At 36.8% G+C, this 20,488-nt stretch carries 16 protein-coding genes; 3 read left to right on the top strand and 13 right to left on the bottom strand.

Features of this window, described 5'->3' with window-relative positions:
* Positions 1-189 precede the first annotated feature (189 nt).
* Positions 190-2,673, top strand: a complete 2,484-nt coding sequence (locus tag G3I01_RS07890; protein ID WP_219552550.1) for a right-handed parallel beta-helix repeat-containing protein — start codon at positions 190-192, stop codon at positions 2,671-2,673.
* A 58-nt stretch (positions 2,674-2,731) separates the two neighbouring features.
* Here G3I01_RS07890 and G3I01_RS07885 read toward each other — a convergent pair whose 3' ends face one another.
* Positions 2,732-3,658 carry an arginine deiminase-related protein gene (locus G3I01_RS07885; protein WP_219552791.1) on the bottom strand — a complete coding sequence of 309 codons (927 nt, stop codon included), beginning with the start codon at positions 3,656-3,658 and terminating at the stop codon, positions 2,732-2,734.
* Positions 3,659-3,668: 10 nt separating this feature from the next.
* Entirely contained in the window at positions 3,669-4,580 is a 912-nt protein-coding gene (locus G3I01_RS07880; protein WP_219552548.1) for an arginine deiminase family protein, read from the bottom strand.
* A gap of 176 nt (positions 4,581-4,756) precedes the next feature.
* On the opposite strand from G3I01_RS07880, the gene G3I01_RS07875 reads away from it, so the two are divergent.
* Positions 4,757-6,085 carry a glycoside hydrolase family 2 TIM barrel-domain containing protein gene (locus tag G3I01_RS07875; RefSeq protein ID WP_219552546.1) on the top strand — a complete coding sequence of 443 codons (1,329 nt, stop codon included), beginning with the start codon at positions 4,757-4,759 and terminating at the stop codon, positions 6,083-6,085.
* Positions 6,075-9,851, top strand: a complete 3,777-nt coding sequence (locus G3I01_RS07870) for a glycosyltransferase family 2 protein (RefSeq protein WP_219552544.1) — start codon at positions 6,075-6,077, stop codon at positions 9,849-9,851. Before G3I01_RS07875 ends, G3I01_RS07870 begins: the two co-directional genes overlap by 11 nt.
* Positions 9,852-9,907: 56 nt before the next feature.
* On the opposite strand, the gene G3I01_RS07865 is transcribed toward G3I01_RS07870, so the two are convergent.
* The 11 genes from G3I01_RS07865 to rpsK form a co-directional block, all read right to left on the bottom strand.
* Entirely contained in the window at positions 9,908-11,191 is a 1,284-nt protein-coding gene (locus G3I01_RS07865; protein WP_219552542.1) for a citrate synthase, read from the bottom strand.
* A 269-nt stretch (positions 11,192-11,460) separates the two neighbouring features.
* Complete coding sequence (locus G3I01_RS07860) at positions 11,461-13,005, bottom strand: glycogen/starch synthase (RefSeq protein WP_219552540.1); 1,545 nt, start codon at positions 13,003-13,005, stop codon at positions 11,461-11,463.
* A 156-nt stretch (positions 13,006-13,161) separates the two neighbouring features.
* Positions 13,162-14,451 carry a phosphopyruvate hydratase gene (gene eno / locus G3I01_RS07855; RefSeq protein ID WP_219552538.1) on the bottom strand — a complete coding sequence of 430 codons (1,290 nt, stop codon included), beginning with the start codon at positions 14,449-14,451 and terminating at the stop codon, positions 13,162-13,164.
* Positions 14,452-14,588: 137 nt separating this feature from the next.
* Positions 14,589-15,254 (bottom strand): hypothetical protein, encoded by a 666-nt coding sequence (locus G3I01_RS07850; protein ID WP_219552536.1) that lies wholly within the window; start codon positions 15,252-15,254, stop codon positions 14,589-14,591.
* Positions 15,236-15,763: a hypothetical protein gene (locus tag G3I01_RS07845; RefSeq protein WP_219552534.1), complete on the bottom strand. Its 528-nt coding sequence runs from the start codon at positions 15,761-15,763 to the stop codon at positions 15,236-15,238. The genes G3I01_RS07850 and G3I01_RS07845 overlap by 19 nt, the downstream gene beginning before the upstream one ends.
* Positions 15,764-15,837: 74 nt before the next feature.
* Positions 15,838-16,368, bottom strand: a complete 531-nt coding sequence (locus G3I01_RS07840; protein ID WP_219552532.1) for a hypothetical protein — start codon at positions 16,366-16,368, stop codon at positions 15,838-15,840.
* Positions 16,369-16,508: 140 nt separating this feature from the next.
* On the bottom strand, positions 16,509-17,621 hold the full coding sequence (gene carA / locus G3I01_RS07835) for a glutamine-hydrolyzing carbamoyl-phosphate synthase small subunit (RefSeq protein WP_219552530.1): 1,113 nt from the start codon (positions 17,619-17,621) through the stop codon (positions 16,509-16,511).
* Between the two features lie 115 nt (positions 17,622-17,736).
* Positions 17,737-18,282 (bottom strand): 50S ribosomal protein L17, encoded by a 546-nt coding sequence (gene rplQ / locus G3I01_RS07830; RefSeq protein WP_219552518.1) that lies wholly within the window; start codon positions 18,280-18,282, stop codon positions 17,737-17,739.
* A 96-nt stretch (positions 18,283-18,378) separates the two neighbouring features.
* Positions 18,379-19,371, bottom strand: coding sequence for a DNA-directed RNA polymerase subunit alpha (locus G3I01_RS07825; RefSeq protein WP_219552516.1), 993 nt, complete (start codon positions 19,369-19,371; stop codon positions 18,379-18,381).
* Positions 19,372-19,393: 22 nt separating this feature from the next.
* Positions 19,394-19,999 carry a 30S ribosomal protein S4 gene (gene rpsD, locus G3I01_RS07820; RefSeq protein ID WP_108172313.1) on the bottom strand — a complete coding sequence of 202 codons (606 nt, stop codon included), beginning with the start codon at positions 19,997-19,999 and terminating at the stop codon, positions 19,394-19,396.
* Between the two features lie 83 nt (positions 20,000-20,082).
* Entirely contained in the window at positions 20,083-20,487 is a 405-nt protein-coding gene (gene rpsK, locus G3I01_RS07815; RefSeq protein ID WP_108172312.1) for a 30S ribosomal protein S11, read from the bottom strand.
* Position 20,488: the final 1 nt, after the last annotated feature.

Genomic DNA, 20,488 nt, shown 5'->3' with positions numbered 1-20,488 from the left:
ACTTTATTTACAGTCGTTTCCAGAGGTTTTAACTGTAAAACCCTCTTAACCAATTTTTTAATACATGCATTTCATCGATTTTTTTTGCATTTAACCTGATTTATGACGTAATTGCGAAGGAAAATTTAAATTAAAAATTAAGGATTGTTCAAGTCCCGAAGGAATAATTCTTAAAACCATATAACCTACATGACCCCTACTAGCTATAATTCAATATCCCATTGGATCAGGATTTTTATTAATACTACCTGTTTATTCCTGACTTTGGTGATCTTTTCAGCATGTTCCTCAGATCCAGATGATCTGATCCAGGACGAAGAGCAGATAGTTAATGAAAATGACCTTACACAGGAGGGAGACCGCAAGATTTCTACCTATAAGGGTATTTTTGCCACTTCGAGATCTGAGTATCGAGGAACTTTTATATTAAAAGCACCTCGAAACCTTGATCAAATTTCATCAATGGATCAGGACACCTATGGTATAATAACCCTGGCCGGTGGTGAGAAATTTAAAGCTGAAGTGGTAGAAGTAAAACAATCAGAAGGTCCTATTAAAAGCTCAGATGTACTTGCAAAATTCGATTCTGAAGATTTCAGTTTTAATTTTACAGTAAATGAAAATAATGAACCGATAATCTCCGATGTAGTTTTTAAAAAGCAGGAAGGTACCATTATCGTAGCGGAAGAAACGACCAATACCAGTGTTACCCCTATTACTGGAACCTATAAATGCACTAATTGCCAGGACCAGGATTCTCCCCTTAATGGAATTGTCCTTAACAATGATGAAAGAACCTTCAATATGCTGCTTACGACAGCTGACGGTACTACGAATATCAATATTCAGGCTTTGGTAGTTTCTCTTGAAGAAACCAAGGTTGTTACGCAACAAACATGTACTACAAATTCAGATTATACCTTCTGTGTTTACAGGAGCGGTGAAAATGGAACTAATCAAAATCTGGAGTGGTCTGGCGTACACAGGTATACTTCGAATCAAACCAGTGGGGAAAGATGCTCAACACTTGCGGGAAATTTTGATCTCAACTATGAAAACTTTGGAAGCATAGAGGGAGAATTCAAAAGCGATAGTACATGCCCTAATAAAACCTATTTCATAAGTAAAAGCGGGAATGACGGTAATACTGGGTTATCTCCTGATGATGCTTGGCAAAGCATCGAAAAGCTTAACAATTTAAAAATCAATCCTGGAGATAAAGTACTATTTAAAGGAGGAGAAGAATTTTCTGGAAACATTTACCTGGACTCTGGAGATGCGAATAATAGTGCAAATCCTATATTAATCTCCTCTTACGGTACCGGACGAGCAAAGATCAATGCCGGTAATGAATACGGTATTTATGCTTATAACACTTCGGGAATAAGGGTTGATAATCTTATCATAGAAGGAAGCGGAATGAATACCAACACCAATTCAGGGATATACTTCTATAATGACCTTCCCGGAGATGTTAAATTAGACCTGATTGAAGTTACTAACACCGAGGTATATGGTTTCCGTGAATTCGGGATCGTTATTGGAGCATATAACGGTAATTCAGGATTTACCAATGTTTTAATTGAGAATAATAAAGTTCACGACTGCTTAGATGTAGGAATCTCTTCTTTTGGATATTTCTCATCTTCAAAAACCGGATATGCTCATTCCAATATTACCGTACGAAATTGCGAGGTCTTCAATATTAAGGGATATAATAAAAATAAGCATTCCGGGAACGGAATTCTCCTTTCTGATGTTCAAAAATCGGTAATAGAACATTCTACCGTTTATGATTGTGGAAGTGGTAATACGAACTGTGGAGGCCCGGTAGGAATATGGTACTGGGATTCAGACCAGGTGACTATTCAATTTTCTGAAGCCTACAATATTAGTTCGGGAACTGGATGTGACGGTGGTGGATTTGATATGGATGGCGGAGTTACAAACGGTATCATGCAATACAACTACTCTCATGATAATGATGGTGCAGGATTTATGGTAGGTCAGTTTACAGGCGCCAGGCCAATGAAAAATATCACAATTAGATATAATGTAAGTGAGAATGATGCAGCCACTAATGGAGGAAGTGTTTATCTATTTAACGGAAACAACGGTACCATGAGTGATATCCATGTTTACAACAACACATTATATCTTAGCGAACAAAGCACCAATACAACTTCAGCTAATATTAAATATATTTACTGGAAGCCGGTAAAGGATAATATTAATTTCTATAATAATATCCTCTATGCCGCAAATGGAGCAGACCTGGTAAGTATCCCTTCAGGTTATGACGGTTATTTTGCCGGTAACCTATACTATTCTTCGTCTTCGTTCAACATTGCATATAAAGGACAGAATTATACTTCTCTGGAAGATTTTAGAAGCAGCGGGAATGAAGTTTACAATGGAACAAATTCAGGAATACAGGCAGACCCACTTCTGAATGATGCTGGAAATGGAGGTATCATTGGTTTTGGAAACAGCATTTCTAATCTAAATGCTTACTTACTACAATCAACCTCTTCAGCAATTAACGGAGGTGTAGGACTAAACAATACAGGTAGCAGAGATTACTTTGGAAACCTTGTAGGAAATACAAATGATGATATTGGAGCGCATCAAGTTGATTCTACAGTCAAATCTTCTGAAGTAGCAACGAAATAAGACCAAATAAAAAAGGTGACCCGAATGAGTCACCTTTTTTATTATTTGTCTGAAGGAATTAAGCCTTTGGCAGGAAAACTTCTGCCATCATACATCTTGCACTTCCTCCACCACAGGTTTCTATTGTTTGAATTTCAGAACTTAGAATTTCGCAGTGCTTTTCTATTCTTTCCACCTGTTCTTCGGTTAAACTTCTATGCGCCCTAGCACTCATCACTAAATATTTTTTCCCCTCAGCTCCCTGGACCTGTAGCATATTTCCAGCAAACTCGTGCATTTGCTCTTCGGTAATAGAAATAATTTCCTTACCATCCATCTTCAAATGCTTTACTACATTCTTACGCTCTTTTTTATCATCTATAGTATCCAGGCAAATAACAGCAAATTCATCTGCGATGCACATCATCACATTCGTATGGTAAATAGGCAACCTCTTATCACCAACAGTTTGGTAGGAATTGAATATTACCGGAGTAAATTCAAAGTCTTCACAAAATTCGATTAGAAGTTCCTCGTCTGCCCTTGGTGAAATTGCACAATAAGCCTTTTGATTTACACGATCCAGAATTAGACTTCCAGTCCCTTCCAGAAATACATCATCTTCTTCGGCAATGGTATAATCTACAATATCTGTGATCTTAAATCCGGCTTCCTCCAATTGAGCAAAATATTCCAGACGACGTTCTTTCCTCCTATTCTCTGCGAACATTGGAAATAAAGCGACTTGCCCGTTTTCATGAAATGAAACCCAGTTATTTGGGAAAATAGAGTCTGGAGTGTCATCTTCCGGAACATCATCCACCACAACCACATTCACTCCAACAGACCTTAATTTTTCAACAAAAATATCGAACTCCTGAGTGGCAATTTCGTTAATATCATCTCCTTCCAGTTTGGTCTGAAAATAATTATTTACGGCAGTTTGTTCATTCATTCTGAATCCTACCGGTCTTACCATTAAAATTGTATCTGTAATCTGTCTCATCATTATTTATTTATTCCCTAATTAGAGGTAGCGTAGAACACCGTAATAATCCTTCCTGCTTTGAAATTTCGGCATATGGAACTTCCTCGACTGTAATTCCCTGCTCCCTCAACCATGAATTAAGCCTGGTAAAACCTTTTTCAGAAATCACTACATCTTCAGAGATCGAAAATATATTAGAATTCATATTATACATTTCATCCCTTGTGATCTCATAAATATTAGCATTTCCGAAGAAATCAACCAGCCACTGGTATTCTTCTTCAATAAGGAAACCATCTTTATAAATGATCGCTTTATCCTTTCCTACTGGTTGAAAACAACAGTCCAGATGAAGGGCATTGTCTATTGCTATTGTATTAGATTTTTTAAGACTGAAGGATACGATCTTTTTTTCTGGAAAGATCTGCTGTAAAGCCTCCACTGCCTTGAGATTCGTTCTTGCAGTTATAAAATTCTTATAATCTTTACCTTTATAGGTTCCCACAAAAATGTGATCGCCCATTGGCATTACATCTCCCCCTTCAATATGAGCATCCTCTGGCAAAGTAATTATTTTAGAAGGATCTATCTGTTTCAGAACGTGATCTATTGCCTCGATCTCCTGTCCGCGATCTGGTAAAATATTGGACTTAATAAATTTATCATCGATCACAAATGCGATATCCCGAGTAAAGATCTGATTATAATCTTGGATTATTTTAGGTCTGTAAACCTCAACATTATATTTTTTCAGAACAGAGGCCACGGCCTCCATTTCCTTGACCATATCTTCCTCTTTAGGGTAAGTTCCAGCTTTTATATGCTCCTTAGATTTAGGATCATACGCCTCTTCCAGAGTAGGAATAGGACCATTACTCTCTGCGGTACCCAGAACTACCGTTTTAAGTTTTGAAGTTTCATTGGTTACATGCAAGTTCATATCGCAAATTTTAGCAAATATAATAAAAGCCTTTAGCTAAAAATGCTAATCCCAATAAGAATAAAAACACGTAATTTGAGTAATTTGATTCTACTTTTCTTACTGGTTTTCAGTGCTTCAATTTTTACAAAATTGGTTATACTTTGATATATTAGCCAAATATCTAAGAAGTTAGTTTGCTTAAAATCTATTTTCTAAAAGAGCTTAGTTTAAAAATTCTTACAGGGGCGCTATTATTCTTCACATTTGCATGTGATGAGGAGCAGTGTGCCAATCATTCTGCTACCGTACATTTTGAAAAAACAGACGAAGGTTACACGCTTATTCGCAATGGTGAACAATTTTATATAAAAGGTGCAGGAGCAGAACCGGAATATTTAGAGCAATTAAAAGAAGCCGGAGCAAATACCGCACGGATTTATGATACTCTTTACCTTAAAAGGACTTTGGATAAAGCCTATTCCCTGGGTTTAGCTGTTGCGGTAGATATTCCGTTACCAAAATTTGACAGATCTTCAGAATATTGGGAACAAGAAGAATTGTTTAATCAATTAAAATTAAAAGTAAATCAATTAGTACAAAAGCATAAGGACCACCCAGCATTACTTTACTGGAATCTGGGTAATGAACTTTTCTATCCATACCTCTATAAAAACACTGTCTTTTATGAAAATTACAATCAATTAATAGATTTAATTCATCAATTAGATACTAACCATCCGGTTAGCACAACAACAATAGGAGCGAACAAATCAAGAGTACTTTCTATAATTACTAAAAGTCCACAACTCGATTTCATTTCATTTAATTCATTCGGAGTATTGAGTCAGTTTTCTAAAAAATTGGCCCCAATTTCTCCTGTTTGGGATGGGCCACATGTTATATCTGAATGGGGAGTAAATGGACCTTGGGAGGCGTCCTTTACAGAATGGAATGTACCTATTGAAGAAACCAGTACAAAAAAAGCAGAACAAATTAGAGAAAGGTATTTCCAATTTATAGAACCAATGAAAGGTAAAGGCTCCTTAGGAAGTTTTGTATTCTACTGGGGTACTAAAAATGAATTCACACCAACGTGGTATAGCCTATATGGAAAAAACAACTTAAAAACTCAGGCAGTTTTTGAACTCTCTAAAATTTGGAAAAATAATAATGCAAATTATTCTGGCCCTGAATTAGATTATATACTCCTAAATAATAAAGGGGCAAATCGGAGTATTGTTCTCCCTTCTCAAACAAGAGCTAATGCTGAGGTAAAATTACCAGATTCAAAAGAACAAAAATTGAATTTCCACTGGGAAATAAGACAGGAATCCTGGTTTACAGTAAAGGAAAGTGAAGTTATTTCCAATTCCGAGTTCAAAATAGACGGTCAAAAAGTAAGCTTTAAAACTCCAGAAAAAGAAGGTCCGTACCGTCTTTTTTTATATCTAACCGATGACACTGAATACTACGCTACTGCAAATATTCCTTTTTATGTATTAAAACCTGGTAATGAGGAATAGTATAAAAGCACCAACGAAAAATGAGGACAGGATCATTAAATTTTTGATCCTGCTGGGGATCGTAAGCATCCTTAACTTCATTTTCTTTTTTTTCAATGAAGAATATCGGGGTAATTTATTTCTTTTCATCCTTCTACTGATCAGTCTATTTTACGGAATGCTGAAAAAGCTCTATTTATGGTATAACTATTCCAACATATCGATCCCAAAAGTTCCGGAAACGAAAAAAGAGTTTACAGTAGATGTTTTGACTACTTATTTTCCAGGTGAACCAAGACAAATGATCATTACTACCCTGGAGGCCATATTGAATATTAAATATCCTCATGAAACCTTCCTATGTGATGAGGCTAATGATCCTTTTCTTAAGAAATTCTGTAAAGAACACGGAATTCATCATGTAACCAGGGACAACCGAATAGATGCCAAGGCAGGAAATATCAATAACGCGTTAAAAAAAGCTGCCAGAGGAGAAATTGCGGTGATACTAGATCCGGATCATATTCCTGATGCAGATTTTCTTGATGAAACAATACCATATTTCTCAAATCCAAAAATTGGATTTGTACAAACCGTACAAGGATATTACAATACAAAGGAAACCTTAGTAGCACGTGGAGCTGCAGAACAAACATTCCAGTTCTATGGTCCCATGATGATGACTCTCAATTCATATGAAAGTGTGAATGCCATAGGAGCTAATTGCATTTTCAGAAGATCCGCTTTAGATAGTATAGGAGGCCACGCCCCGGGACTTTGTGAAGATATGCATACAGCGATGAAGCTTTATGCCAAGGGCTGGAAAGCCATATATGTTCCAAAAGTTTTGGCTCAGGGGCTCGCTCCATCTAATTTGACTAGCTATTTCAAACAACAACTTAAATGGGCAAGAGGAACTTTCGATCTTCTATTCAAGGTTTATCCAAAACTCTTTCAAAAGTTCACGGTACGCCAAAAAATCCATTTTGGAATACTTCCACTTCATTACTTAAGCGGGGTTATATATTTAATAAATTTTCTAATTCCCATAATCTCACTTTTATTTTCAATTACCCCATGGGCTGGAAATGTAATTGATTTCGGACTGGTTCTTTTGCCAGTTGTAGCAAGCTCCATTCTAATTAGAACCTTTATTCAGAAATGGGTTATCGATAAAAAAGAAAGGGGATTTCATTTAATAGGCGGTCTTCTGGAAATCAACACCTGGTGGATTTACCTCTTAGGTCTTTTCTATACTCTTATAAATAAAAATATTCCCTATTTACCTACCCCGAAAGAAAATGAATTTGCAACTAATCTTAAAATAATCATACCTAACACGGTTGTGGCATTATTATCTATTTCTGCAGTTATTATTGGACTTTTCAGAGATTTTACTCCTTTCAGTCTAGTGATGTCTGGCTTTGCGATTTTTAATGCCATAATAATGATATTAGGTATTTATCTCACTATAAAAATTACGAACGAAAATAATATATTAAAGAATAATTTAAACAAGGAGATCCTAACAGACCTCGACTCTTTAAGATCTAAATTATTTCGAACTGGAAATTCATTATTTACGATCACCAGGTTCACGGCATTACCCTTACTCCTATTTCTTTTGATTGGTTCTTTAGGATTAAAACAAAAGCACGATAAAGCCAGATGGGATCATATTTCACCTCAATATTCTGAAATAAAAAATGAATTCTATTTAGGAATATACCATCCAGACAGAGATACTGGAACTGTAAATCTTAACCAGATAGGTCATATTGAAAAAAAGCAAAATATCGATTTCGATATTATTTCTCTATATCTGGCCTGGGATAAAAACAACACGAAAAATTTCCCCAAAAAAAAACTGGATTCTATTGCACAAATGGGAGCAGTCCCCATGATCACCTGGGAGCCCTGGCTTGCTACATCAGTGGATTCAATTTCTAATGAACAAAAAAGCATACTACAGCGGATTTCAAGCGGAGAATTTGATATATATATTTCCAATTTCGGAAAAGATCTTGCGAATTACGACAAACCAGTTTTTCTAAGATTTGCCCATGAATTTGATAATCCCCAATATCCCTGGAGCCAAACAAGAGGAAATTTACCGGAAGAACTTAAATCTGCCTGGAAACATGTTTATAAGATCTTAAAAGATCAGGGAGCTTATAAGACCATTTTTGTCTGGAACCCATGGAAGGCAAAAGGTATGAAACATTTCTATCCCGGAGACGAATACGTAGACTGGATAGGCATTACCCTTTTAAATTATGGCTCACTCAATAGGTCTGGAAAAACCTTTTCCTTCGAGAAATTATATCAAAGTTTTCATGATAAATTATACTGGTTCACAAAAAAACCAGTAATGCTTGCTGAATTTGGATCTGTTAAACATCCCAATGATCAAGACTACCAATCCAAATGGCTTCAAAACGCCGCTAATTCCATAAATAGCAATTTTCAGGAAATTGCTGCGGTAGTAATGTTCAATAGCGCTTACGACAATAATATACCGGTTGGAAAACCCTACCCTGAAAAATACCTGGATTGGACCACAGATTCTATTAATATTTTTGAGAAAGACCAAAAAACAGAAATGTCCAATTTCAATCCCAAAAGTGAGATAATCGTAAATTTTGATGAGCAATTGAAAATAAAGGGAAATCCAATTGGAGTTCGGTACAAAAAAGGATTAAACTGGAAAGACAATTATTATGTCCTAAGTCGCAAAACTTTGTTAGAAGATTTTAGGCTGATGAAGAAAAATAACCTTAATACTATTCATTATCCTGGCGGTAATATCTACGATTATAATACTCTGAAATATGCTGAGGCAGAGAATATTAATATCTTTTACAGTTTTCAATCTATAATCCCTCAGGACTTCCTAACAGATCAAACTGAACTTAAAGAACTGGAAAGTGAAATTCTGGACAAAATTGAGGAAATTAAAAGATATCAAAACCTAATCGCTTTTTCTTTTATTCTGCAATCTGATTTGGATTTCAATAAACCTTTTCTTTTTCATGAAAGAGACGCCAGGGTGCACTGGTACAGTAAGGTTTTTTCAAGAATAAAGGCGAGAAATATAAGAATTCCTATAATCCTGGAGATTGAGTTAAATGCCGATACCAAGGCTCTGATGAAGGAACTTAGAAATAATCTACCGGTAGATTATTTTGGTCTAAAGGTGAAGGACACCAGCTATTTAAAGGAAACCATAAGTTTTGCCATAACCAATGATATCCCGGTAATCATAAGCTCTATCCCATCCGATTTATCAGATAATATGAAATTATACCAAGCACCAATAATCCTGGAAAACTGGCAGGATGAGAGACTGAGTAATAGATTAAGTTTTGACGGACTTTTGGATTTTGAAGGAAGAAAAAAAGAAAATTTTAAAAATCTAAGCAATTACTGGAATAAAGAATTAACGAATAATGAAAACGAGATCAAGATAAAAATCTTAAAACCTGCAGTTCCCTTGATTCCGTCAGAAAAAGTTACTTACCAGGCAATGTTGTTTGCAAAAGACCAGTGGTTTTATGGGAGTAAAATTGAAAAGGATTATCTATATGAATGGACTCTTATTAAAACTGATACTTTCAATAATCCTCTAGCCCTAAAAAAATTAGGCACTAGTCCTGAGCTATCATTAAAGGTTCCTAATAATTACGAGTTTTACCGATTGCTACTAACTGTAAAATCCCCCTCTGAGGATTATGTTATGCGAACCATTACAAAACTCAACACACCATTGATATACGCCGAAAAATAAAAAAGCTCCATGAGTACCATGGAGCTTTTTATATAAATCTGATTCAATAATTTCTCTTATCTGCTTCCAAGAGGTTTAAAATCTCTATGATTTTCACCTATGTAAATCTGACGTGGACGACCAATTGGTTCTTTCTTCAATCTCATTTCTCTCCATTGAGCGATCCATCCTGGAAGTCTACCTAAAGCAAACATTACGGTAAACATATCTACAGGAATTCCAAGTGCACGATAAATGATTCCTGAGTAGAAATCTACGTTTGGATATAATTTTCTTTTTACGAAGTAATCATCTTCTAAAGCTTCTTTCTCGAGTCCTTTTGCGATATCAAGAACAGGATCTTCAACGCCTAACTGACCAAGAACCTCATCTGCAGATTTCTTAATGATCTTAGCTCTAGGATCAAAATTCTTATAAACTCGGTGACCAAAGCCCATTAAACGGAAAGGATCTTCCTTGTCCTTAGCCTTTTGCATGAATTTGTGAGTATCTCCACCGTCTTCCTTGATCTTTTCTAGCATTTCTATCACTGCCTGATTTGCTCCACCGTGAAGTGGTCCCCAAAGAGCAGAAATACCTGCAGAAAGTGATGCAAACAGGCCTGCATGAGAAGAACCAACCATTCTCACGGTAGAAGTAGAACAGTTTTGCTCATGATCTGCGTGTAATATCAATAGTTTATCTAATGCATCAATAACAGCCTTATCTACGTTATATGTCTTGTTAGGCTTCTCGAACATCATTTTATGAAGGTTCTCTACATAACCAAGATCCTCATCTCCATAATTTAGCGGAAGACTATTTTTCTTTCTTAATGTCCATGCAGCAAGTACCGGGAATTTACCTAAGATCTTTACTATAGCCTTATACATATCTTCTTCAGAAGAGACATCTACAGAAGATGGATTGAAAGCTATTAGAGCACTTGTTAAAGAAGAAAGAACTCCCATTGGGTGAGCAGACTTCGGAAATCCATCAAGGATCTTCTTCATTTCTTCATCTACATGAGATTGCTCTTTAATATCTTTCGTGAACTTTTCTAGTTGTTGTTTGTTTGGTAATTCTCCGAAGATCAACAAATACGCTACTTCAAGAAAATCTGCTTTTTCCGCAAGATCTTCAATCGCATAACCGCGGTATCTTAAAATACCCTTTTCACCGTCCAAAAATGTGATAGCACTCTCGCAGCTTCCAGTGTTCTTAAATCCAGGATCTAAAGTAATAAGACCTGCTTCCGCACGTAGCTTTTTAATATCTATCCCTATTTCATCTTCGGTTCCCACGGTAACGGGAAACTCATATTTCTTTCCGTCAAATTCGAGTGTCGCTGTTTTAGACATATTATATATAGTTCTTTTAGATTAATTTTTAAGGATTGCTAAATTACGAAATTTAGTGTTAAAATAATTTTAAGCACAGTAATGAAATTTCATAAATAGCCCGATTTTATTCAGTTTTCATGAATTTTAACTATAGCCTACCAAAAACTTAGGGTAGTTTTAATAAGAAAGAACGGAATATGGAAAAAATTCTGTTTATCATATTAAGTCTCTATCAGGTAATAAATAAGTTCTTTTACTATCACAGGGTAATTAAAAGCCCGGTATTCTTAATAAATCTTATATAATTCTTTATAATATTTATCTACAGATTTTTCCCAGGTAAACCTTTGCTTTTTAGCATTAGCACAGATTTCCTCCCATTGCTTCTTATCATTAAAAAACATATCTACGGTTTCAGAAAAAACTGAAACAAAATTCTTTGTTTTTTCTTCAATGGTTTCTCCCTCAAAACTGAAACCAGTTTTGTTGTGCACCACTGTATCTTTTAATCCGCCCGTGTGGTGAACAAGGCAAGGCTGGCCGTTTCTCATAGCAAGCATCTGGCTAATTCCACATGGTTCAAACTGACTCGGCATGAGGTAAAGATTAGAATCCTGATATAACATATCTATTATACTATCTGACTGGGCGTTGATAAATATGAAATTCTTGAACTTATAACTGGCTTCCCTAAAAATCGATTCATACTCTGGCGCACCCGTTCCCAGTAAAATATAAACCCCGTTCACTTCGGAAAGCTTTTCCATCAATCGCGGTAATAATTCTTGATCCTCCTTGAAAAAGTAGAATTTCTGTTCTGTTAGCCTGGCTACACTACTACAAATGAAATCGGGTTTATTTTCCTGCCAGCGAGTTATTTTTTCACCCGTATGGGCCAGATAATGGGCCTTATAATCCTTCTTCTCTTCCTGTAGCCATCGGAATAACCTTCTAACGCATTGCCTTAAAAGTATTCCTTTCTCAACCTGGGTAATATTTGTATAATTTGCACCATTCAGTATTCCGAATAAACGTCCTTCATTTCGTGCTTTTTTTAAATCCTCCTCCAGGCCCTCGCCACCAATAAAATGCGGTGGATCACTTGGCCTTTGAATATCTTCCATATAAGAAGGTGAAACTGTATGTACAGCATCGGCAAGACGAATCCCAACTGCCATAAGATTTATACAATCAGGGTATCGGCGGTCATATAATTTATCACGGTCATAATTCACATCTGGAAAAAATGCCTGCACAGATGAGAAATTATTATCAAAAGGCCTTATTCCCTGTATTGCCAGATTATGTATCGAATAAACTATTCTGATATCCTTTAAGATCTTAAACCTTGGATTAAATTCTCTCAGAAATAGCAACATACTAGTATGCCAGTCGTGGAGATGAATAATATCGATCTTCCCAAAAACACCTTCCCTTATCGCAGCAGCTATTCCGGTACAGAAAAGAGAAAATACATTGGCATCTGTATAAAAAGGTTGTTCAGGATCATTAAAATAAATATGGGCAATATCTCCCGCCTTAATATCTGGATGATGAAATACATAATGTTTAACTCCATCTATCTGTTTCTTACCAGGGACTTCATATATCTCACCATTATGAGGTACGCCGCGATAAACAAATTCTACCTCGGCAATTTTTTCAGCTTCCTGAGTATGTAATCTGGAATAAGATGGAGTTATGACGTTTGCCTGGTCTCCCCTGGCCGCGATTTGCCTGGGAACATCTCTCACAACATCGCCCATTCCACCAGCCTTACAGCGTGGAATGCCATCATTCTCTGCGGCAACAAATAAAAAATTGGTATTCAATGGTTATGGTTGGTTAATTATCTGAATTTAAGGATTAAGATACAGCATTCACAGCAAATTTGATTAAATGATTGTTAATATACAGGCAATCCGGATTTTAAGCCATAAAAAAAGCCCCTTCGAAGAAGAGGCTTTGGAAACATTATTTTTTGCAATCTATTTTATTTTGAAAGCTTTATCCTGTGGATAATATGCAACATTACCTAGTTCCTCTTCAATTCTAATCAATTGATTGTACTTGGCCATACGATCACTACGTGACGCAGAACCTGTTTTAATCTGGCCAGTATTAAGAGCAACTGCAAGATCTGCAATAGTATTATCCTCTGTTTCTCCTGACCGGTGAGACATCACCGAAGTATAGCCGGCATTATGAGCCATGTTCACTGCAGCAATAGTTTCAGTTAAAGTACCTATCTGGTTTACTTTGATCAAAATTGAATTGGCGATATTCTCTTTAATTCCTCTACCCAGACGCTCAACATTGGTAACAAAAAGATCATCACCTACTAACTGAACTTTATCACCAATCTTATCTGTAACAGCTTTCCAGCCTTCCCAATCATTCTCATCCATTCCATCTTCAATAGAAATAATTGGATATTTGGAAGCCAGTTCTGCAAGATAATCTGCCTGTTCCTGGCTTGATCTTACTTTACCTTTGTCACCTTCAAACTTAGTATAATCATATTTTCCATCTACAAAGAATTCTGCAGCAGCACAATCAAGAGCAATCATTACATCTTTTCCTGGTTTGTAACCTGCTTTTTCAATTGCTTTCAGGATCGTATCCAGGGCATCTTCAGTTCCATCAAGTGTTGGAGCAAAACCACCTTCATCTCCTACAGCAGTACTCAAACCACGATCGTGAAGTACTTTCTTTAGGTTATGGAAGATCTCAGTTCCCATTTTTAAAGCATGAGAAAAACTCTCTGCCATCACTGGCATGATCATAAATTCCTGGAATGCGATTGGAGCATCACTATGAGAACCTCCATTTATAATATTCATCATTGGCACTGGAAGAGTATTTGCACTCACCCCGCCAACATATCTGTAAAGAGGCATATTTAATTCATTCGCGGCCGCTTTAGCTACGGCAAGAGAAACACCAAGAATAGCGTTCGCCCCTAATTTTGATTTATTCGGAGTCCCGTCCAGGTCGATCATCATTTGATCGATCAGGTTTTGCTCGAATACAGAGTAACCTAAAAGTTTTTCAGCGATCTCACCATTTACGTTATCGATAGCCTTCTGTACACCTTTACCCATGTAATCCTTACCACCGTCACGAAGTTCCACAGCTTCATGTTCTCCTGTTGAAGCTCCTGAAGGAACCGCAGCACGGCCCATAATTCCATTTTCGGTATAAACATCTACTTCTACGGTAGGATTTCCTCTTGAATCAAAAATCTGACGTGCGTGAATATCTAGTATAGCGCTCATATTATATTAAATGTTTTAGTTAGTTGAACAAACTGCAAGATACAAATACAAGGATTAAAAATCGACTGAGTCCTTTAGTTTTAAAGCATTTATAACATTAAATAGCACTAAAACGTTTTCGGTTTAGAAACTTTTTATCATAAAGCGGAAAAGAGATCATAATAAACACGTAAACCGATTCCAATTCCGTCTGAACTACCTCCGTTCACATTAAAATCAGTACCTGCAAAGTCTATTCTTTCCATGATACCTTCTGAATTGAGCATAGTATATTTTAGATATACCGCAAACCAAAGATGGTCCACATCGAAAATCTGGCCTTCTACTCCCGCTGCAAAACTCCAGAAAGATTGATTAGCTGACAGTTTTTGGCGTTCCTCCAGCGCATAAAGGTTCCCGTTGTACACAAGATAATCTCCCCTGGCATGTATTTTCCTGATATTGTATTGTGGTAAAATCACCAAAGCCGCCTCTTCATTCCCAAACTTTAATTTAGGAGAAATTGAAAAGAAATAGGATGAGAATTGTGTTTTCAGTTTAGCTTCGGGGATTGAATTTGGTTCACCTATATAATTAAATTCAACTTCTGCAGGAGAACCTAGGTAAGCGTCAAAGCCAACTTCAGGAGCCAGAAATTTCCATTGAAATAATTGTGACCCAAACTGCAGAGCGACATAAGAATTAGATTCAAAGCCTTTATCACGATAATATTCTGCTCCAGCGTAGAGCACCGGATGCTTCTGCGCAATCGAAACCGCACTGCAAAAAATAGCTAATATGAAAATTATTGTGCGACCAGCCATCCTAATTGTATTCCGAATAAAGGGGTTAAATAGGTAGACCCAGAATCAGTGAAGCCAAGGCCGATACCTAAATTTAGATTTAATTTGAATCCTTTTTTGTATACTCTTTGTAAACCCCAGGCGGGTCCTATAAATCCTCCAAGATCCTCTGAATACTCCAGATCCCCTATAATTGGATTAACATCTGTAAGGGAGACAATCCCCGTGATATAGTTGGCACTGTTTTCTGAAATATTCTTTCCCTTATCCAGTCTTTTTTCGAAATTATAATAATATCGATATTGTACTTCAACCCCAGGATAGAAACCATAAGCTTCACCACTATAGGAAGATCTATGATATGCAAATCCAACTCCCAGATTCATATCTATTGTTGATCTATCTGAAATAGACAATTCATATTCTGCAGAAGGCGCTAATAGATTCAGTGAGAACTGGCTATTCGTGGTAGATTGGGAATAACCCAAAAAACTGAAGAAAAAAATGAAAATTATTAGAAACGTTTTCAAATAGGACTTTTAAGCAAACTAAGATAATATTTCTGGAAACCTGATCAATACCATTTTTCTAATCAATAATAGTCCTACTTTTCTTTTCCTAATTTAAATCCAAGCTGTATCCCTATAATTCCTGAAAAGTAGGTATCCCCCGAATCATTGAAACCTAATCCAGCGCCCAGATTTAGGTTTAATTTAAAATTACTACGATAAATACGTTGTAGCCCCCAGGAAGGACCAACAAATCCCCAGTAGTCATTTGCATACTCCAGATCGCCAAAAATTGGATCTCCACTAGACAGTGAAGCCACTCCGGCGATATAATTTCCACTATTCTCAGAGGTCTTTTTCCCTTTATCTGCCCGTTTGGCCAAATTATAATAATAACGATATTGTGTTTCGAAACCTGGGAAAATCCCGAAGTGCTCGCCATTGAAATCAGATTTGGTATAGGCGAATCCAACACCCAGATTAAAATCAATGGTAGATTTCTCTGAAACAGAAACTTCATATTCTGCAGAAGGTACCAGGAAATTTAAAGAGAACTGGTTTTGGGTGGTCTGTGAATTAACAGAAAAGCCTGCTATTAGCAGGACAGTGAAAAGAAATTTTTTCATGTTAGATTGGGGGTTATTTTAAAACAAACCCGAAACTAAACATTTAGCATGGATGCGGCAAATTTATTTTACAGATAACCGTTAAAACACAAAGACCGGAGTATTTCCGGTCTTTGTGTTTTAATATATATTATTATCTCCTAAGCTTTCACAGTTTTGATCCTGTCTATAAACTCATCAAAAAGATAGCTTGCATCGTGAGGTCCGGGACTAGCTTCCGGGTGATATTGCACAGAAAAAGTATTCTTGCTTTTCATTGCCAATCCACCGACAGTTCCGTCATTCAAACAAATATGAGTTACTTCTACATCGGGATGGGCTTCCGTTTGTTCTTTATCAACAGAGAAACCATGGTTCTGTGAAGTGATCTCACCTTTACCGGTAATCATATTCTTTACCGGGTGGTTAATACCTCGGTGCCCGTGGTGCATTTTATATGTTTTGATCCCATTAGCGATAGCTATGATCTGGTGACCCAAACAAATTCCGAATAAAGGATGATCCTTTTCTATAATGGTCTTTGTCACATTGATCGCACTTTCCAGAGGCTGTGGATCTCCAGGGCCGTTAGAAAGGAAATATCCATCTGGATTCCATTCCTTCATTTCCTCATAAGTAGCATCGTATGGGAAAACTTTGATATAAGCATCTCTTTCAGCCAGATTTCTTAGAATGTTCGTTTTTATTCCAACATCCAGAGCGGCGATCTTATAGGTTGCATCTTCATTTCCATAGAAATAAGGCTCCTTAGTAGAAACTTTTGAAGCTAATTCCAGGCCGTTCATATCTGGCACTTTTGCCAGCTCCTTTTTAAGTCCTTCTATATTTTCAACATCTGAAGAAATGATCGCGTTCATTGCTCCATTTTCTCTAATATAGGTAACCAGAGCACGGGTATCTACATCTGATATCGCAAAAATATTACTCTCATCAAGGAACTCTTCAAGACTTTTATCTGCAGCAGGTCTTGAATGGAAATAACTAAAATTCTTACAAATGAGTCCGGCGATCTTTGCCTTATCAGATTCATTTTCTCCTTCATTGGTCCCATAATTTCCTATATGGGCATTGGTAGTAACCATCAACTGTCCGAAATAGGAAGGATCTGTGAAGATCTCTTGATATCCCGTCATTCCGGTGTTGAAACAAACCTCTCCAACGGCACTTCCTTCTTTATTTCCAACTGCTTTTCCATAAAAAATAGTTCCGTCTTCAAGTAAAATGATCGCTTTACGTTTAGCCTGATATTTCATAGTTGTGTTATAGTTGCTGTTGCGGCAAATTTAATCAATTAATTACTGGGTATAAAAAAAGGATAAACTATTAAAGCTTATCCTTTTAAAATTTAGGCGGTAATTAGAATCATTACTATTCTTCTTTTTTATCGTCCTTTTTTTCTTCAGCCTTAGACTCCTCAGCCTTTGGCTCTTCTTTTTTAGTTTCCTTTTTAGAAGCTTCTTTAGGCTGCGCAGTTGAAGCTGTATCTTCAGTCTTCTTCTTACCAGCACGACGAGTAGATTTCTTCTTCTTAGGCTTCTCTCCTACATTGTAGGTTTCATTGAAGTCTACAAGCTCTACAAGGGCCATTTCTGCAGCATCTCCAAGACGGCTACCAAGTTTAATAACTCTGGTATAACCTCCTGGACGATCTCCTACTTTAGGAGCTACTTCACGAAACAGTTCACTTACTGCTTCCTTGCTTCTTAACTTACTAAATACGATACGTCGGTTATGCGTAGTATCTTCTTTAGATTTTGTTACTAGAGGCTCTACAAATACTTTAAGAGCTTTAGCTTTAGCGACAGTAGTATTGATTCGCTTGTGCTCAATTAGGGAACATGCCATATTCGCAAGCATTGCCTTACGATGTGCAGTTTGTCTACCTAAATGATTCGTCTTCTTTCCGTGTCTCATGACATTTTATATTTCATCATCTTGCTGCGACTCACTTTGAGGAGCAAATTATGACGGTTATTTATTTTTAAATTTCAGCCGAAATTAATTTCCAGCTTAGTCTTTATCTAGTTTATATTTTGAAAGGTCCATACCAAAGTTTAAACCTTTGTTGCTTACAAGCTCTTCAAGTTCGGTAAGTGATTTTTTACCGAAGTTTCTAAACTTCATCAAATCGTTCTTGTTGTAAGAAACAAGGTCTCCTAAAGTATCAACTTCCGCTGCTTTAAGACAGTTTAGAGCTCTTACTGAAAGATCAAGATCTACCAACTTCGTCTTAAGAAGTTGTCTCATGTGAAGAGATTCTTCATCATAAGTTTCAGTTTGTGCGATCTCATCTGCTTCAAGAGTGATTCTCTCATCAGAGAATAGCATGAAGTGGTGGATAAGCGTCTTAGCTGCTTCGGTCAATGCATCTTTTGGATGAATAGAACCATCACTGATAATTTCGAATACCAGTTTTTCATAGTCAGTCTTCTGCTCAACACGATAGTTCTCGATACTATACTTTACATTCTTTATAGGAGTGTAAATAGAATCTGTGAATATTGTGCCTAAAGGAGCATTGGCTTTCTTGTTTTCTTCAGCCGGAACATAACCTCTACCTTTCTCGATAGTAACTTCCATGTTCAGGCTTACTTTCTTATCCATGTGACAGATTACCTGATCTGGGTTAAGAACTTGAAATCCTGAAATGAATTTCTGGAAGTGACCGGCAGTTAACTGCTCTTCTCCTGAAACTGAAATAGTAACCGATTCGTTATCGATCTCATCGATCTGCCTTTTAAATCTGATCTGTTTCAGGTTAAGGATTATCTCGGTTACGTCTTCCACTACACCTGCGATGGTTGAGAATTCGTGATCTACACCTTCAATTCTTACTGAAGTGATCGCGAAACCTTCCAAAGAAGATAAAAGCACTCGTCTTAAAGCATTACCAACGGTTAATCCATATCCTGGTTCCAAAGGGCGAAATTCAAATTTCCCTTCGAAATCGGTTGAATCAATCATTATTACTTTATCGGGCTTCTGAAAATTTAGTATTGCCATATTTCGACTTCTGTGTGAATTATTATTTCGAATATAATTCGACTATAAATTGTTCATTAATGTTTTCAGGAATCTGGACTCTTCCAGGTACTGAAACGAAAGTTCCTTCTTTCTTTTCTGAATTCCAGGTAATCCATTCGTAAACACTGCTGTTATTTGATAATGATTCCTGAATCACAGCAAGTGATTTAGATTTTTCTCTAACACCAACTACATCACCAGCCTTTAGGTGGTAAGATGGGATGTTAACTAATTCTCCGTTTACAGTGATGTGACGGTGACCAACTAACTGACGGGCAGCTCTTCTTGATGGAGCCACACCCATACGGTACACTACGTTATCTAAACGGGATTCGCAAAGTTGAAGAAGAACCTCACCAGTAATTCCCTGGGCACGGGTTGCTTTTTCGAACATGTTGCGGAATTGACGCTCAAGAATACCATAAGTATACTTGGCTTTTTGCTTCTCCATTAACTGGATTGCATATTCTGATTTTTTTCCACGACGACGGTTGTTACCGTGCTGTCCTGGAGGATAATTTCTTTTTTCGAAAGATTTGTCGTCTCCAAAAATAGCTTCACCGAATTTACGGGCTATTTTAGTTTTTGGACCAGTATATCTTGCCATTACTATTGTTGTTTTAGAAAGGGATTATGAATTAAGGCATTAGTCCTTCGATAATCTAAATCCTCTCCTATTAATAAAATTAATTAAACTCTACGTCTCTTTGGTGGACGACAACCATTGTGTGGAAGCGGAGTTACATCGATAATCTCAGTCACTTCTATACCATTGTTATGGATAGATCTGATTGCAGATTCTCTTCCGTTTCCAGGACCTTTAACGTATACTTTAACTTTACGCAATCCAGCTTCGTGAGCTACTTTAGAAGCATCTTCAGCAGCTAGCTGTGCAGCGTAAGGAGTATTTTTCTTAGATCCTCTAAAACCCATCTTCCCTGCAGATGACCATGCTACAACATCTCCCTTTTTGTTGGTAAGAGAAATAATGATGTTGTTGAAAGAAGCCGTAACGTGAGCTTCCCCGTTTGCTTCAACGGTCACTTTACGTTTCTTCTGAGTTTTACCGGCCTTTTGATTTGCTTTCTTTGCCATA

Origin of the sequence: Gramella sp. MT6, assembly GCF_019357415.1 — a bacterium.
Lineage (GTDB): Bacteria > Bacteroidota > Bacteroidia > Flavobacteriales > Flavobacteriaceae > Christiangramia.
The sequence above is the reverse complement of the archived record's forward strand: the minus strand, read 5'-3'. Positions and strand labels throughout refer to the sequence as shown.